Source organism: Streptococcus sp. HMSC078D09 (assembly GCF_001813675.1).
In the GTDB taxonomy this organism is placed as follows: Bacteria; Bacillota; Bacilli; order Lactobacillales; family Streptococcaceae; genus Streptococcus.
This window is the reverse complement of sequence record NZ_KV813675.1, coordinates 222,964-238,706: the sequence shown is the minus strand read 5'-3', so window position 1 is coordinate 238,706 and position 15,743 is coordinate 222,964. Positions and strand designations below refer to the sequence as shown.

15 protein-coding genes are annotated in these 15,743 nt (G+C 42.6%); 2 read left to right on the top strand and 13 right to left on the bottom strand.

Features of this window, described 5'->3' with window-relative positions; all coding sequences use genetic code 11:
- Positions 1-19: 19 nt before the first annotated feature.
- From HMPREF2926_RS06415 to HMPREF2926_RS06360, 12 genes are all read right to left on the bottom strand, one after another.
- Positions 20-847, bottom strand: coding sequence for an amino acid ABC transporter substrate-binding protein (locus tag HMPREF2926_RS06415; protein WP_049506015.1), 828 nt, complete (start codon positions 845-847; stop codon positions 20-22).
- A gap of 119 nt (positions 848-966) precedes the next feature.
- Entirely contained in the window at positions 967-2,112 is a 1,146-nt protein-coding gene (locus tag HMPREF2926_RS06410; protein WP_070586964.1) for an amidohydrolase, read from the bottom strand.
- A 145-nt stretch (positions 2,113-2,257) separates the two neighbouring features.
- Positions 2,258-3,346: a DUF4352 domain-containing protein gene (locus HMPREF2926_RS06405; protein ID WP_070586963.1), complete on the bottom strand. Its 1,089-nt coding sequence runs from the start codon at positions 3,344-3,346 to the stop codon at positions 2,258-2,260.
- 154 nt (positions 3,347-3,500) lie between these two features.
- Positions 3,501-4,412 carry a DMT family transporter gene (locus HMPREF2926_RS06400; protein WP_070586962.1) on the bottom strand — a complete coding sequence of 304 codons (912 nt, stop codon included), beginning with the start codon at positions 4,410-4,412 and terminating at the stop codon, positions 3,501-3,503.
- A gap of 95 nt (positions 4,413-4,507) precedes the next feature.
- Positions 4,508-5,551 carry a 2,3-butanediol dehydrogenase gene (locus tag HMPREF2926_RS06395; RefSeq protein ID WP_021153756.1) on the bottom strand — a complete coding sequence of 348 codons (1,044 nt, stop codon included), beginning with the start codon at positions 5,549-5,551 and terminating at the stop codon, positions 4,508-4,510.
- A gap of 132 nt (positions 5,552-5,683) precedes the next feature.
- Entirely contained in the window at positions 5,684-6,067 is a 384-nt protein-coding gene (locus HMPREF2926_RS06390; protein WP_070586960.1) for a hypothetical protein, read from the bottom strand.
- Positions 6,068-6,167: 100 nt separating this feature from the next.
- Positions 6,168-7,610 carry an Asp-tRNA(Asn)/Glu-tRNA(Gln) amidotransferase subunit GatB gene (gene gatB, locus HMPREF2926_RS06385; protein WP_003005611.1) on the bottom strand — a complete coding sequence of 481 codons (1,443 nt, stop codon included), beginning with the start codon at positions 7,608-7,610 and terminating at the stop codon, positions 6,168-6,170.
- Positions 7,610-9,076 (bottom strand): Asp-tRNA(Asn)/Glu-tRNA(Gln) amidotransferase subunit GatA, encoded by a 1,467-nt coding sequence (gene gatA, locus HMPREF2926_RS06380; protein WP_070586959.1) that lies wholly within the window; start codon positions 9,074-9,076, stop codon positions 7,610-7,612. The genes gatB and gatA overlap by 1 nt, the downstream gene beginning before the upstream one ends.
- The gene (gene gatC, locus HMPREF2926_RS06375) at positions 9,076-9,378 is read right to left on the bottom strand and encodes an Asp-tRNA(Asn)/Glu-tRNA(Gln) amidotransferase subunit GatC (RefSeq protein ID WP_070575453.1); all 303 of its coding nucleotides are present in this window, start codon (positions 9,376-9,378) and stop codon (positions 9,076-9,078) included. Before gatC ends, gatA begins: the two co-directional genes overlap by 1 nt.
- Positions 9,379-9,492: 114 nt before the next feature.
- Positions 9,493-10,083 carry a cysteine hydrolase family protein gene (locus HMPREF2926_RS06370; protein WP_070586957.1) on the bottom strand — a complete coding sequence of 197 codons (591 nt, stop codon included), beginning with the start codon at positions 10,081-10,083 and terminating at the stop codon, positions 9,493-9,495.
- Positions 10,083-10,871 carry a GTP-sensing pleiotropic transcriptional regulator CodY gene (gene codY / locus HMPREF2926_RS06365; protein ID WP_024054997.1) on the bottom strand — a complete coding sequence of 263 codons (789 nt, stop codon included), beginning with the start codon at positions 10,869-10,871 and terminating at the stop codon, positions 10,083-10,085. The genes HMPREF2926_RS06370 and codY overlap by 1 nt, the downstream gene beginning before the upstream one ends.
- Before the next feature lie 188 nt (positions 10,872-11,059).
- A complete protein-coding gene (locus HMPREF2926_RS06360; RefSeq protein WP_021153766.1) occupies positions 11,060-12,274 on the bottom strand; it encodes a pyridoxal phosphate-dependent aminotransferase in 1,215 nt (404 codons plus the stop codon).
- A gap of 208 nt (positions 12,275-12,482) precedes the next feature.
- On the opposite strand from HMPREF2926_RS06360, the gene HMPREF2926_RS06355 reads away from it, so the two are divergent.
- Positions 12,483-12,935 (top strand): universal stress protein, encoded by a 453-nt coding sequence (locus tag HMPREF2926_RS06355; RefSeq protein ID WP_003008541.1) that lies wholly within the window; start codon positions 12,483-12,485, stop codon positions 12,933-12,935.
- Between the two features lie 287 nt (positions 12,936-13,222).
- Here HMPREF2926_RS06355 and HMPREF2926_RS06350 read toward each other — a convergent pair whose 3' ends face one another.
- Positions 13,223-14,623 carry a Cof-type HAD-IIB family hydrolase gene (locus HMPREF2926_RS06350; protein ID WP_070586955.1) on the bottom strand — a complete coding sequence of 467 codons (1,401 nt, stop codon included), beginning with the start codon at positions 14,621-14,623 and terminating at the stop codon, positions 13,223-13,225.
- A 62-nt stretch (positions 14,624-14,685) separates the two neighbouring features.
- Between HMPREF2926_RS06350 and HMPREF2926_RS06345 the strand changes: the two genes are divergently transcribed.
- Positions 14,686-15,648: an asparaginase gene (locus tag HMPREF2926_RS06345; RefSeq protein WP_070586953.1), complete on the top strand. Its 963-nt coding sequence runs from the start codon at positions 14,686-14,688 to the stop codon at positions 15,646-15,648.
- The last annotated feature ends 95 nt before the right edge of the window (positions 15,649-15,743 follow it).

Below are 15,743 nucleotides of genomic sequence, written 5' to 3'. Positions count from 1 at the left end.
AGTCTCCTTTAATTAAATATTATTCTTTAATATCTTTTGCTTCTGGTAGATAAACTCCACCAAAGTATTTTTTAGACAGTTTTTCAAGGGTTCCATTGTCATAGAGTTCCTTGATGCGTTTGTTGACAAATTTTTGAAGGTCTTTATCTTCTTTTGCAATAATTGGATACACATAAGGTTGTTGGTCGCTTGGAAGCTCGATAACCTTCAAGTTGTCATAGCCTTGATCACGAATGATAGTATCTACTGAGATCCGTTCGAAGATCTTGTAATCTGTACGACCATCCGCTAAATTAGCCATGATGGTTTGAATGGTTCCATCTGTGTATTGCAAGTCAGTTGGATTATCTGAATGTTTTTTATTGTAATCTTCTAATTGTTTAGCAGTAGATGTTCCTTGAACAACTTCTGTTTTCTTGCCACCAATGTCATCCAACGATTTAATAGAAGAATCTTTTGGTACGACCAATACTAATGGATTGCGAGCATATGGATTTGGATAGAGGTATTTTTCTTCCCGCTCTTTTGAGTAACTAATGTTGTTGGCACCGATTTGGAAACGGTCACTATCTAAGCCAGCAAAGACTGAAGACCACTCTGTTTTGTTAAAGTTTACTTCATATTTGTCTGAACCTTTGAAGATTTCACGCAAAACTTCGATTTCATAACCGGTTAGCTTGCCGTCTTTTTCTTCGTAAGAGAATGGTTTGGTTGTTCCAACAGTCCCAACTTCAATGGTTTTCTTACCACTGGCTGATTTGCCAGATGAACATGCTACTAAAGCACTGGTTGCAAGGACTGCAACTAATCCTAAAGCAGAGTATTTAATGATCTTTTTTAGATTCATAGGATCTCCTTATCGTTTCAGGCACATAAAACGCCATTCTAAAAGTATTTTTTTATTTTATCAAAAAAGCATTTACTTGCCTAATATATATTTTTTATGGAGGTGATAGTTTTTCTTTATCACACTTCTTTGGCTTTAAAATACCGCAATAAAGCTTGCGCATTTTCAACATAATAGGGAACCGATACCTCAAAGGCTGCATCATCGATGGTCATATGATCATGATGGAGGTCTGGCGCATCCGGCTCTCCATTCGAACCGATAAAGGCAAAGACTCCAGGAATTCGCTCTTGGTAAAAGGCAAAGTCTTCTCCAGCTGTAGAAGGATTCGCTGGAATCACTTCAGCCAAGCCTTGTGAAGCTTCCCAAACCACTTTCGTCAATTCCTCATCATTAAAGGTAACGGGCGGGGTCACACCCCATTCAAAAGCTACATCTACTTCCAGACTTTCTGCAATGTGTCGAATGATGGAAATAAAATGTGCCTTCAAGTCTCTTTGCACACTCGGATTAAAGGAACGAATGGTTCCTTCAAAATAGCCTGATTTTGGGAGTACATTCCAAGTTGAGCCCACATCCAGGTGCGTAATGGACAAAACAGCTGTTTCAAAGGGAGAAACGGTCCGTGAAATTAATAATTGTAAGTTCTGAACCATGGTTGTGACGGCCGTTACAGTGTCAACCCCCAAATCTGGTCTTGCAGCATGACTACTAACCCCTGTCACAGTAACCTTGAATTTCTCAACCCCTGCCATCATAGCTCCAGCATTCAAGGCAAGTTGCCCTGCTTTAAGCTGGGGAATGTTGTGAAAACCAATAATTCCTTGAACATCCTCCAACAATCCTGTTGCCAAAACATCAGAAGCACCTTCTGAGATTTCTTCTGCTGGTTGAAAGATCAAGCGTACAGTTCCTTCAAGCTGGTCTTCTTTTTCCTTGAGAAGAGCTGCTGCTCCCAGAAGACTGGTTTGATGAAAATCATGGCCACATGCATGCATGACTCCTAGATTCTGACTTTGGTAGGGCAGATTCGTTTGTTCCAAAATTGGAAGGGCATCGATATCTGCTCGAAGTGCCACCACCGGTTGGCCGGACCCAATTTCTGCAATCAGACCAGTTTTTAATCCACTCTCTAAAATACGAATCCCCAACTCTTCTAAACGCTCTTTTAGAAAGGCGGTTGTCTGGTATTCTTGACCAGACAATTCTGGGTGTTGGTGGATATAGTGGCGAATCTCTGCTAACTCTTCATAAGAAAAAGACACAAGCCTTCATCTCCTTTCAAACTTAAAATTATTTTATCACTAATAGGTGTTTCCGTCTAATTCTTGTTTCTTGGGTTTTGATATAGTTTAAAACTATAGACAAAAACACTCCTAGATTCATATCCTAGGAGTGCCAACTTCAGCATTAAGAAAGATTTCCCTCGAATTTTTCCATAAAGCTATCACTATTATAGGCTTTTTCTACTTCCCATTTGCCATCTTTCTTAACAAAGGTCAACTGGTAGTCGTATCGATCTGGCGTCGTCAAGGGACGATCTGCAAGAGAAGCCATCATTTCCTCTCTATAGGCTTTGTTTTGAGCCTGATTCGCCTCGATGATACCTGGGTAGTCTTTACGATGTTCTTGATAGAAGGTCTGCATGTGGTTTAAGATCGTCTTTTCCATGCTGACAGTCTCAGGATTTAAACTAATGACCACCTTGTCCGGGAGATATTGTTTAACCTTATAGGTTAATTTCGCACGCTTAGCATTTTCTTTTTCATAAGCATCGATAAACTGGGTCACTTCTTCTTCAGGGAATTGGTAATCATGTAATTGACGAGTAAAATCAGCCGCAAATTTCGCACGGAAATCACTGCGTTCCTTTTTCAAATCAGTTCCCAAAACAAAAGCATCATCCTTTTTGACCTTTCGTTGGCCACTGAAGTAAACTTGATTGATGTATTCATCTGCTAGAAGAGTGGAAGCTTCCACCTTGTCCTCATACTGAGAAGAATCCACCGCAAATTTTAAAGGCTTGGATTTTTTATCAGAGCTATAGGTTTTTCGTTCATACTGCACTTCGTATTTTTTGCCTTTTTCGACTGGAAAAACGATATAGCCGGTTAATTTTTTATCCTGGGCCAACTGATCACTCTTGAGCAGTTGGAAGGCTTCACTGTGGTCATAAATTCCTGACTGCAATTTGACCTTGTTATTATCCGCATCGTAAATAGTGATATCTGAATCTGACACGTTGATAGATTCTTTGGCAACATTCTTAAATTCCAATTGAAGGGCCAAATAAGTGCCGTCTTCTGAGTCATTGAGGACAGGTGGTTTGATGTATTGCCCTCCTTTTAAACTCACCTCGACTTGACCGTCAGATGCTGAGCTTTTCGCTGCTTTTTCTGTCTTTGCTTGCTGCGAATTTGTCTTTTGAGCACTGGTTCTACAAGCCGCTAAACTCAAGGTCGCTACAGCAAATAGGGTCCATTTAAAAATCTTTTTCATCCTCATCTCCTTAAAAAAGTTTTGTTCTATTTTAACATCTTTTTCTAGCTATGTATACGCTATATAGTGATAACTCTCCCTCAGAGGGCGAGGATTACAAAAAGGCCAAGACTTTCGTCTCAACCTTTTAACTGAAAAAAAATTGATCTTGGTTTTACAAGATTCCTTTTTCTTTTTGAATCATGAGATCCTTAAGGGAAATCAAGAGGACCGCAAAGAGGATCATAGCCATTCCTATAAAATCAATGGCAAAGAAATGTTCATTCATAATGGCAAAAGCAAAGAATACAGCTGAAATAGGTTCAATAGCTGCAAGAAGGCTACCTTTGACCGGTCCAATCAGAGTTGTCCCTTTCAAAAAGACCGTATAGGCAAATATGGTCCCAATCACCACTAAGCCAACTAAGCCCATTAGATTATCCATGCTATATTGGCCATGAAAAAGTCTTCTTCCCGTGAAGGGAATCATCACAAGCCCTGGAATGAGCATACCGATACCAATCACCAACATACTCCCCCATTTTTGAATTAACTGAATAGGTAGAATGATGTAGAGGGCATAGGCAAAGGCAGAAATAAGTCCCCAAGCTAGCCCCTTAGGAGTGATTGCCAATTGATTGAGTTGACCATGGGTTGCAATGAGAAAGGTCCCTGCAATGGCTAAGATCATCGAAAAGATTTCAGATACTGTCGGAGCTACTCGGTCCTTAACACAAGAATAGGCCAAAACTCCAATAGGACAGAGATATTGCAAAACAGTTGCAGTACCTGCATTAGTCGCATCAATCGCTTCTAAATAAGTCAATTGGGTCATTAACAAACCCAAAAATGCAAATAAAAGCAAGGGGATGTATGACGAGCGGTCTGTTAGAAAGGCCTTTACTTTTTTCTGGTCCGCTAGATAGGCAAGAAGCAGTAGTACAGCTCCTGAAAACACTAAACGAATTGTTGTCAAACCAATTGCTGTAAATCCATGAGCCATCAGGTACTGGCCGCAAGCTCCTGATAAACCCCAAGCGATCCCAGCAATCAAGGTCATGAGCGTCCCCTTCATCGTCTTTGACATAGTCCCCTCCCAAATCTGTTCCTTACTTTTATTGTATCACAAAAGGCCGAAACGAAACGTTTCAGCCTTGCTTTATTTCATATAAATTTATTCGCTTATTCAGGTTGAACCAAGATCTTGATTTGGGATTTATCTTGTGTTAATTCAACAAATCCTTCTTCAACGATATTTTCCAATTTGATTTTCTTAGTAACCAATTTTTCAGCAGAGAAGTAGCCTTGTTCCATCAATTCCAAGACTTTAGGGAAGATGTGACGATAGGCAATAATTCCTTTGAGAGATTTTTCTTGGATGGCGAATTCATTTGGATTGATGCTTGCTTCACGTTCCCAGATAGATACAACCATACATTCCCCAGCTTTATGAACAGCTGCAAGGGCTTGGCCTAAAACAACTGGAACCCCAGTGACTTCATAAGAAACATCTGCTCCCCCACCGGTTAAACGATGGATGGCTTCGACGATTGTTTCTCCTTCTTCTGGGCGCACAACGATTGCTCCCAATTCTTCTGCTTTCGCTTGGCGTTCAGGAGACAATTCAACCGCATAGATTTTTGAGGCTCCTGCTGCACGAAGGGCTTCAACTATCAAAAGACCAATTGGACCCAAGCCAAAGATAACAGCTGTATCTCCAGTTTTCAATGCAGATTGACGAACTGCATAAACAGCAACCGCAGCAGGTTCTGTAAGAGCTGCTTGTTCATAGCTCAAGCTATCTGGAATCACATGGACAAGATCCCCATCAAGGACACAATATTTGGCAAAACCACCATCTGCAGCGAGGCCGACAAAGTTCAAGTTTGGATCAAGGTTATAATCACCAATCAAATTGTGCTCTGCAAGAATTGGTTCGATAGTGACACGATCGCCAACTTTGACACGAGTCACATCACTTCCGACTTCTACAATTTCACCAGAGAATTCATGTCCCAAAGTGACCGGTGCTTTTTGACCAGAATACACATGTTCTTCAGTTGGGATGAAGATCGGTCCATCCAAATATTCATGCAAGTCCGTACCACAGATCCCTGTGAACTTAACTGCCACTTTTACTTGATGTGGTTGTACTTCAGGTACTTCCACTTCTTCGATACGAACGTCTTTTGCTGCATGCCAGCGAGCTGCTTTCATAGTAGCCATATGATGATCTCCTTGTTTTCACCTTTTTTGTTTTCTTTTCAGGAAACTTTATATTTAAAATTGTAAACGTTTTCCTTTTGTTTGTCAAGGAAAAACTGAAGATGAAAAAGAGCAGTCCTTTGACTGCTCTTCTTATTTCTTCTTGATTCGAGAAGATTCCAATCTCCACCCCACCATCCAACCAAGGACCAGGAGGTAATTTTCAAGCGCACCGATCCCATTGACCGGCAGATGATAGTGAAAATAACTGTAGAGATGATTGGTCCCGATCCCAAGCCCACCTAGGATCAAAGCCAATAGAACCGTCCGAAGATAAAACCAATCGTATTTGAGATTGACAGCAATCAGGATCACAAGGACCGCCACATTCCAAATCCCAATCTCCCGCTGCCAACCGACAGAAATACCATATCCCGAATGACTTCCCATATAGGATGGAAAGAAGAGCTGAAAAATAATGGCTCCAGACATGGCGATGATAACCAGGACAAATAAGACTCTTAAAAATTTGTTCATGTAACTCCTCCTAATGTCAGTTGATATGTAATCGTCTTTCCTATTCTAACACAATTTTATGGATAGTAAAAACCAACCTCTCGGCTGGTTTTTTTCTCTATTACTCTTCTTTCAACTTCGCCAATTCTTGGGCAAGTAACTTGAGGGCTACTTGTGGGTTGGCTTGACCTTTGGTTGCTTTCATGAGGAAGCCGGTGAAAGCCTTGTCCGCATTCCGTTTCCCTGACTTGAAGTCAGCTACGGCTGCTTCATTGTCTGCAAAGACTTGATGGATGATTGGGATCAAGACTTCTGGGTCTGAAATCTGTACCAATCCGGCTTTTTCGACGTATTCACGCGCACCGCCACCGTTTTTCGCCAAGTGAACGAAGACTTTCTTGGCAATTTTAGATGAGATGGTTCCATCTTCGATGATGGCAATCATTTCGACCAAGTTTTCTGGTGTCAATTGGATTTCTTCCAGCGTCTTGCCTTCCGCGTTCAAGAATTGAGCCACTTCACCTTGGAGCCAGTTAGAGACTTGTTTGGCATCGCCACCAAGGGCCACAGCTGCTTCAAAGAAGTCAGAAGTGACTTTCGTCGCTGTCAATTGGTTGGCATCATAGTCAGACAAGCCAAGCTCTGCCACGTAGCGAGCACGACGGTCTTTTGGAAACTCTGGCAACTCCGTACGCATTTCCTCAATCCACTCATCTGAGATTTCAAACAAGGGAAGATCTGGTTCTGGGAAGTAACGGTAATCCGCCGCTCCTTCTTTGACACGCATAAGAATCGTGCTCTTGTTAGCTTCATCATAACGACGTGTTTCTTGGCGAATGACACCACCTGAACGCAAGATTTTCGCTTGGCGCTCAACTTCGTATTCAAGACCTTTACGGACGTTTGAGAAAGAGTTCAAGTTTTTCAACTCCGTCTTGGTACCAAATTCCTCTTGGCCGTATGGGCGAAGGGAAATGTTGGCATCTACCCGCATAGACCCTTCTTCCATCTTGACGTCTGAAATACCAGTGTACTGGATGACTTCTTTCAAAGCTGTCAAATAGGCGTAGGCTTCTTCTGGAGAACGCATATCTGCTTCAGATACGATTTCGATCAATGGAACCCCTTGACGGTTAAGGTCTACATAAGAGAAACCGTCTGTTCCGTGCGTGTTCTTACCAGCATCTTCTTCCAAGTGGGCCCGTTCAATCCCAATTTTCTTAGTTGAGCCGTCTTCCAATTGCACTTCAATCCAACCGTTGTAACCGATTGGCTCGTCAAATTGCGAAATTTGGTAGGCCTTTGGATTATCAGGGTAGAAATAGTTCTTCCGGTCAAAGTGCATGTGCTGATGGATATCCATATTCAGCGCCAAAGCAGCCTTGATACCAGCATCCACAACACCCTTGTTCAAGACAGGAAGCACCCCTGGGAAAGACCAGTCGATCACATTGGTATTGGCATTTTGCTCGTTCCCAAAGTGAGCAGAGGTTGGTGAGAAAATTTTTGAGTTTGTATTCAATTCAACGTGGACTTCAAGTCCGATGACTGTTTCAAAGTTCATTAATTGTCACCTCCGAAAATAAGGGGTTGTTGCTTGTGGTAATCCGTCGTAGCTTCAAAGGCAGCTGCAGCTTGGTAGATAGTTTCTTCAGAATACTTAGGACCAATCAACTGCAAACCAACTGGAAGACCTTGCGCAAAACCTGCAGGAATCGAAATTCCTGGAAGACCTGCCAAGTTGACTGGAATGGTCAAGAGGTCAGCCAAGTACATGGCAACCGGATCATGGTTGAGCGAATCCAAATCAAAGGCTACACTTGGAGCTGTTGGACCAAGGATGAGGTCGTAATCCGCAAAGACTTTTTCGAAGTCTTGGATAATAAGGCTACGAACTTGACCAGCTTTCTTGTAGTAAGCATCGTAGTAACCAGATGACAGACTAAAGGTACCCAGCATGATCCGGCGTTTAACCTCATCACCAAAGCCTTGGCTACGAGTGTTCACATAGATGTCATCTAAGTTTTTAGCATCTTCCGCACGGAAACCATAGCGAATCCCGTCGAAACGTTGCAAGTTTGAAGATGCTTCAGATGAAGCGATGATGTAGTATACGGCAACCCCGTATTTAGAATGAGGCAGGCTGACTTCTTCGACAGTTGCTCCCAATTTTTCAAAGTGTTTGGCCGCATTAAGGATGGTTTCTTTGACTTCTGGGTCGATCCCTTCCCCAAGGTATTCCTTCGGAAGGGCAATCTTCATGCCTTTAATGTCTTGACCAATCTTAGAAGTATAGTCTGCTACGCGCACTGGCGCTGAAGTTGAATCTTTAGCATCTTCACTGGCAATAACATTGAGCAATTGGGCATTTTCTTTAACGGTTGGAGCGAAAGGTCCAATTTGGTCGAGTGAGCTACCAAAAGCAATGAGACCAAAACGGGAAACTGTTCCATAAGTAGGTTTGAGACCAACAATCCCGTTAAAAGCAGCTGGCTGGCGGATAGAACCACCTGTATCTGAACCAAGGGACAAACGGACTTGACCTGAAGCGACAGAAGCTGCTGAACCACTAGAAGATCCACCAGGCACCTTGCTGTGGTCCCAAGCATTCTTGGTTGGTCCATAGTAAGAAGTCTCACCAGATCCACCCATGGCAAATTCATCCATGTTGGTCTTCCCGATGACAATCATATCTTTTGCTTTGGCATTGGCAACAGCTGTCGCATCAAAGATTGGCTCGTAGTTATAGAGCATTTTTGATGCTGCAGTGGTCAAGATGCCATCTGTTGAGATATTGTCTTTGACTGCGAGCGGAATCCCTGACAAGAGGTTGTCTGCATCGATTCCTTTTTCATCAATGGCCTTAGCTTGCGCAAGGGCAGCTTCTTCGGCCACCGTTACAAAGGCATTGACTGCTTCTTCACGCGCCTTGATATCATCAAGCGTCGCTTGTGTCAATTCCGTTGCTGAAATTTCCTTAGAGACAAGGAGGTCGTGCAACTCTTCAATGGTTTTATGGTTGAATGACATTAGGCATCTCCTCCATCTTCTAGGATAGCTGGTACCTTGATGTAGTAGTTATCTTTTTCAGGTACATTTTTAAACAAGCGGTCACGGTCCGTCCCTTTTTCAGCGATATCCGGACGCAATACGGTCTTGCGATCCGCCATGGTCGTTGTTGGAGCAACACCGGTTGTGTCCACTTCTTCCAACAATTCCACCATGTCGACAATTTTAGACAAGGTTGTCGCAAATTCAGCTGTCTCTTCTGGAGAGAATTTCAATTTTGAAAGATTGGCAACGTGGGTTACCTCTTCTTGCGTAATTTTCATCTTGCTTCCTTTCGTGAAATGATGATTTTTCAATACCCTCTATTTTACCATAATTTTAGCTTTTCATGTTGCATTAAAATAAGAAAAAGAGATGAGACTAATTGAGAACTGTACTCAACTAATTCCATACTCTTTATTTTTTTTACTTAAAGTTTTATCTACCAAGCTTGCCCCTAAGACATGCTTGAAATGATTCAAGGCAAACTGGTGATTTTCAGGAGTGAGCGCCGCCACTGCAGGTTCTACGACTTCGATCTGGTAGCCGAGATTGTAGGCATCAACCGCTGTATGAAGGACACAGATATCAGTCAAGACACCTGTCAAAATAACGGTATCTACATGGCGTTCCCGCAGGCGGATATCTAGGTCCGTTCCTGAAAAAGCAGAATAATGACGTTTATCCATCCAAAAGACGCGTGTATCCGTTTTATGCTCCTGATAAAAATCTGCCAAAGGGCCGTACAAATCACGTCCGCTGGTCCCAATGATATTATGAGGTGGGAAGAGCTTGCTTTCAGGATGAAATGGATCTTCTACATCATGCGCATCAATGGCAAAAAAGACATAGGCTCCTTGGTCAAAGGCCAACTGAGTCACCTGAGCAATAGTCTCAGAAATAGCTTGTGCAGGAGCACCTGCTGTAAGCTTACCATCATCTGCTACGAAATCGACAGTGTAGTCAATTGAAATCAAAGCTTTAGTCATTAGTAATCTCTTTTCTTAATTTCCTCAAAGATATCTGGAATCAACACTTTGAGATAGGTTCCCTTCATTCCAAGAGAACGGCTTTCAATAATACCAGCTGACTCCAATTTCCGGAGTGCATTGACAATCACAGAGCGAGTAATGCCAATCCGATCCGCGATGATAGAAGCAGTCAACTGTCCCTCATTTCCTTTCAATTCACTAAGGATGGCAGAAACAGCCCGCAACTCCGAGTAAGACAAGGTATTGACAGCCATATTCACCGCTGTCCGACGACGAATATTCTTCTCGTCTTCCTCGCGTTGGTAGTTCAACATTTGAATTCCTACCACGGTACTCGCAATCTCAACCAAGATCAAATCATCATCCGCAAACTGTTTATCATTGCGCCAAATGATCAAGGAACCCAACCGAATCCCAGAAACATGAATAGGCGCAATGGTGGTCAAGCCATCAGGAAATTCAGACTTGGTTTCGACCGGAAAGATACTCAAATCATGGTCCACATCTAAATTAGCTTCTGTATCGTAGACTAAACTAGCTGCCTTGGCATAATCTTCTGGTAATTTTTTATTTTGAAAGAAAGCTTCTACCCGGTCATTGTTGGTCTTGTAACGCATGAAATAACCAAGAAGGGTTCCCTTGCTATTAATGATACAGGCATTACAGTGGATAATATCCGCTAATTGCTGGGCAATATCATTATAAGGCATCTCGAACTGCAACTGTTCATCAGTCCGTTTCAAGATGGATGTAATTTTACGTGTCTTTTCTAATAAGTTTGCCATAATAAACCTCGCATATAGTCAGCTCAAGTATATCATATAAGTGTGGGAATTTCAAACAAATTATCTGAAAATTATTTATTTTTTCTACAATTATGCGCAATTCAGAAAAATGTCGTTTCGATGACATGGATTTTATAAAATGAATCAAAAAAAAGATTGAAGACTTTCCTCTTCAATCCTTTATCTAATTAACGTTTGTATTGCTTCAAGAAACGAGTCATTTTTTCTTGAATTTGAGCTAACTCATCGACACGTGGAAGGTAAACGATCCGGAAGTGATCTGGATCTTTCCAGTTAAAGCCACGGCCATGAACCAAGAGAATTTTTTCTTGCTTCAAGAACTCTAAAACAAATTGCTCGTCATCATCCACGCGGTACATGTCCCGATCAATCTTAGGGAAGATATAGAGACCAGCCTTTGGCTTAACAGCTGAGAGGCCTGGAATATCATTGATGGCTTTGTAGATAAAGTTCCGTTGTTCATAAATTCGACCACCTGGAAGTAAAAGTTCATCCACGGATTGGTAGCCTCCAAGAGAGGTTTGCACAACATGTTGAGACAAGACATTTGAACAAAGACGCATATTGGACAACATGTTCAAGCCTTCGATATAGCCCTTCACGTGATGCTTTGGTCCGGACAGAACCATCCAACCAACACGGAAACCGGCAATCCGGTGAGATTTTGACAAGCCATTCATACTCACACAGAAGAGATCAGGCGCTAAACTTGCGATAGCCGTGTGTTTTTCACCATCCATGACCAAGCGATCGTAAATTTCATCCGCAAAGATGATCAAGTTATTTTGACGAGCGATCTCTACAATCTCAAGCAGGATCTCATCTGGATAGAGGGCACCTGTTGGGTTATTCGGGTTGATGACAACGATAGCCTTAGTGTTTGAGGTGATTTTCGACTTGATATCTTCAATATCTGGATACCAGTTTGCTTCTTCATCACAAAGATAGTGAACCGCATTCCCACCAGCTAGGCTGACGGCTGCTGTCCAAAGAGGATAGTCCGGCATGGGAACCAAGACCTCATCCCCGTTGTCGAGCAGTCCTTGCATGGACATGACGATCAGCTCACTCACTCCATTTCCAAGGTAAATATCATCAATATCCACATTTGGAATTTTTTTCAACTGGCAGTACTGCATGATGGCTTTGCGGGCTGAAAAGATCCCTTTTGAGTCTGAATAGCCTTCACTATCACGCGCATTCATGATCAAATCATGGATAACTTCATCTGGAGCTGTAAAGCCAAATTCAGCAGGATTCCCTGTATTCAAACGTAGAATTTTTTCTCCATTTGCTCGCATGCGCATCGCTTCTTCCAAGACTGGACCACGAATATCGTAAGCGACATGTTCGAGTTTGCTTGATTTATTATATTCCTTCATATTCTGCCTCGATTCACGAAATTATCTCTATTATACCACTAGTTCAAATAGAGTACAAACCGAGGACTTTAAAAATTCTGCAAAAATATAGCAGAAAAGCGAGACTTTACCTTTACATTCTAGCTCAAAAGAGATAAAATATAAGTGTATAAAGAATAGGATTCCCTTCTATTCTATCCATGTTTTCAAGCTATAAGGAGGTAGGATTATGTCTCAAAAATACGAAAACATTATGGTCGCTGTCGACGGTTCTCATGAAGCAGAATTAGCCTTTGAAAAAGGGGTTAACGTTTCTCTTCGCAACGGCTCTAAATTGACGATTGCCCACGTCATCGATACTCGTGCCCTTCAAAGCGTCTCAACTTTTGATGCTGAGGTCTACGAAGAATTGCAAGAAGAAGCAAATGAATTGCTCAAAGGCTACAAGGAACGTGCTGAAAAAGTCGGCGTTCAAAATGTTGTGACTGTTGTAGAAATGGGAAATCCAAAAGTCCTCTTAGCCAATGATATCCCAAGTAAGGAAGGGGTTGACCTTATTATGGTCGGGGCTACCGGACTCAATGCCTTCGAACGGTTAATGGTCGGATCCTCCTCAGAATATATCCTTCGCCACGCCAAAGTAGACTTACTAGTGGTACGTGATAAGGATAAAACCATGTAGTAAAGAAAAAGTTATATTGGAAACTTTCCTTAGGTGAGTACGGACGTCAGCGACCTTCTTCAAAGTTCCATGACTAAGTTTTGAGCCTAAGGTCTCAAAACTCCCGAGTGCTAGAAACAATAGTGTTTCTAGCACTTTTCTCACGGCGGAAAGTTTTTCAATATTTTTTATAAATTTTAAAAATAAGAACATATTTCGACTTCTTTGTGGAACACTTTACTTATCTTAGTAAAAAATAGTTTGTCTACATTCTAAAAAAGGTTTGGAACCTTTGTTCCAAACCTTTTTTAGTTGTCTTTTTTTGCTTCTTTTTGTTTTGCATGTTTTTCGTAGGCCTTGAGCTGGCGATCGAGTTCTTTTTTGATGGCTGGTTCTGGGGCGTATTTTTCTTCCCAATCATCTGGCTTCAGAATTTTGTGGGTTACTGGATCAAAGTGCGCCTTTCCATCTGGGAAAATCTTGCCCATATTGGCCCGGTGAACAATCTCAAAGACCTCTTCAGGATCGACCCCCATTAGTACAAAGCTACCATAAGTCAAATAGAGAGTATCAATCAAGGCATCAACCTGCCCTACCATGGAGATCTCAGCTGGATGCTTGCTCCGAACCTTATCTGCAGCCTTATCCAAGGCTTGGTGAAGAGCTGCTACCGAGCGGTCAAATTCTTCCTCACTTGTGCTAGCTGCTCGGACAAATTCTACCAACTCCTCTTGCTTGAACATGGTTCGATAAAGGGCGTCTTGAGGTTGCCAAACAACTGGTTTCTCCTGGGTTTCTCCATCCATCACACCATGGAAGGTTTTGACCTTATTGAAGTGATCATCCTTAGAAAGAAAGAGTTCTTTCTCTGAGAGAATACCAAAGTGTTGCAGGGCCTTTTGGATGCCATCCTTGCCATTACTAGTCGTGGTATGCTTGGCAATTGCCTTGACACTGGTCGTTCCATTTCCCATCGCAATAGACAAGCCAACACCTGACAGCATCTCTAAGTCATTATCCGAATCTCCAAAAGCCATCACTTCATCGATGTCAAAGCCAAATTCCTGACCAACGATGCGGATCCCTTCTAGTTTGGAAATGCCTGGGTTGAGGACGTCTGCTGCAAAAGGACTAGACCGTGTGAATTTCAGATCCGGAAACTCTTTTTCAATTTTTGCAGTCTCCTCTGGACTCGATAAGATCAACACTTGGTAGATTGGTTCTTGCGCTAGTGCATAGAGGGTATCCTGATCTTGTGGGACGACCTTGCTGACCACTTTGTTAAATCCTCGACTGACGGTACGGGCCATTTTGCGGGGCACAAAGCGACTGGACCAGGTTGAAATAGGACTCATCCCAAAACTCATGATCCGAGAACCAAATACCCCATCCTTGGTACCGAGAGCAATTTCCTTACGGTGTTCTCGAGCATAGTCAATTAGTTGGTGCAGACTCTTTTTATCGATTGGGCTGGTAAACAGCACACGGTCCTTGGTCAAAATATACTGACCATTATAGGTCACTGCAAAATCAAAACCATAGCGTTCCATAAACGGTTTGACAAAGGCCGGTCCCCGCCCTGTCGCAAGGCCTACATAGATCCCTTCTTCCTTTAAAGACTGAATGGCTTTTTCTGTTGACTTTAGGACCGCTCGACTATCATTAACCAAGGTTCCATCGATATCAAAAAAGACTGCTTTTATTTCCATGTCTACTGTTTCTTTCTTTTTATGATAAAATAAATTATATCACATATTCCAAGGAGCTTCACATGTTTAAGAAAATTTTAGCACTACATACCGGTGGGACCATTTCGATGGCAGCAGATGACTCTGGGGCAGTGATTACCAACGAAGTCAATCCCATGACCCAAGTCACTTCACCAATTGAAGGGATTGCAGTCACCTCGGAGGACTTCTTCAACCTTCCCAGCCCTCAAATGACCCCCCGTCACATGTTAGCTCTATATCAAAAAATCAAAGAGGAAGCCCACAACTACGACGGCATCGTTATTACCCACGGGACCGATACGCTGGAAGAAACGGCTTATTTCTTGGATACCATGGAGTTGCCAGAGATCGCTGTGGTCATTACAGGAGCTATGCGAAGCTCCAACGAGCTCGGAAGCGATGGCGTCTACAATTTTCTGACAGCCCTTCGAGTAGCTGCCGATCCAAAAGCACGCGATAAAGGCGTCTTAGTCGTCATGAACGATGAAATTCATGCGGCTAAGTACGTCACCAAAACTCATACCACCAATGTCAGTACCTTTCAGACACCAACCCACGGTCCTCTGGGGTTGGTCATGAAAAAGGAAATCCTCTTCTTTAAAACTGCTGAGCCAAGGGTGCGCTTTGATCTCGAAACCATCGATGGTTTCGTTCCGATCATTGCTACCTACGCAGGGATGAAAACCGATCTGCTGGACATGCTGGATCTTTCAAAGCTCGACGGCCTCATTATCGAAGCCTTTGGAGCTGGAAACATCCCTAAAGAAACTGCCCATAAACTCCAAGAGTTTATGGATGCAGGCCTTCCAATCGCTTTAGTATCCCGTTGCTTCAATGGAATCGCTGAACCCGTCTACGCATATGAAGGAGGAGGCGTCCAACTCCATCAAGCAGGTGTCTTTTTCATCAAAGAATTAAATGCACCCAAAGCGCGCATCAAACTCCTCATCGCCCTCAATGCCGGCCTAAAAGGACAAGAACTCAAAGACTATATCGAAGGGTAAAATAAGATACAAAGGGCGTAGCGGATACAGTCAAAATAGGGAATACGACGAAGAATCCAAAAGATTCTAGGAGGATTCATCTTTTTGACACAATC

Excerpts from the sequence above, each read along its gene's own strand:
- HMPREF2926_RS06415 (WP_049506015.1), bottom strand. The coding sequence starts at position 847 with ATGAATCTAAAAAAGATCATTAAATACTCTGCTTTAGGATTAGTTGCA.
- HMPREF2926_RS06405 (WP_070586963.1), bottom strand. The coding sequence starts at position 3,346 with ATGAAAAAGATTTTTAAATGGACCCTATTTGCTGTAGCGACCTTGAGT.
- HMPREF2926_RS06400 (WP_070586962.1), bottom strand. The coding sequence starts at position 4,412 with ATGTCAAAGACGATGAAGGGGACGCTCATGACCTTGATTGCTGGGATC.
- HMPREF2926_RS06395 (WP_021153756.1), bottom strand. The coding sequence starts at position 5,551 with ATGGCTACTATGAAAGCAGCTCGCTGGCATGCAGCAAAAGACGTTCGT.
- HMPREF2926_RS06390 (WP_070586960.1), bottom strand. The coding sequence starts at position 6,067 with ATGAACAAATTTTTAAGAGTCTTATTTGTCCTGGTTATCATCGCCATG.
- gatB (WP_003005611.1), bottom strand. The coding sequence starts at position 7,610 with ATGAACTTTGAAACAGTCATCGGACTTGAAGTCCACGTTGAATTGAAT.
- gatA (WP_070586959.1), bottom strand. The coding sequence starts at position 9,076 with ATGTCATTCAACCATAAAACCATTGAAGAGTTGCACGACCTCCTTGTC.
- gatC (WP_070575453.1), bottom strand. The coding sequence starts at position 9,378 with ATGAAAATTACGCAAGAAGAGGTAACCCACGTTGCCAATCTTTCAAAA.
- HMPREF2926_RS06370 (WP_070586957.1), bottom strand. The coding sequence starts at position 10,083 with ATGACTAAAGCTTTGATTTCAATTGACTACACTGTCGATTTCGTAGCA.
- codY (WP_024054997.1), bottom strand. The coding sequence starts at position 10,871 with ATGGCAAACTTATTAGAAAAGACACGTAAAATTACATCCATCTTGAAA.
- HMPREF2926_RS06360 (WP_021153766.1), bottom strand. The coding sequence starts at position 12,274 with ATGAAGGAATATAATAAATCAAGCAAACTCGAACATGTCGCTTACGAT.
- HMPREF2926_RS06355 (WP_003008541.1), top strand. The coding sequence starts at position 12,483 with ATGTCTCAAAAATACGAAAACATTATGGTCGCTGTCGACGGTTCTCAT.
- HMPREF2926_RS06350 (WP_070586955.1), bottom strand. The coding sequence starts at position 14,623 with ATGGAAATAAAAGCAGTCTTTTTTGATATCGATGGAACCTTGGTTAAT.
- HMPREF2926_RS06345 (WP_070586953.1), top strand. The coding sequence starts at position 14,686 with ATGTTTAAGAAAATTTTAGCACTACATACCGGTGGGACCATTTCGATG.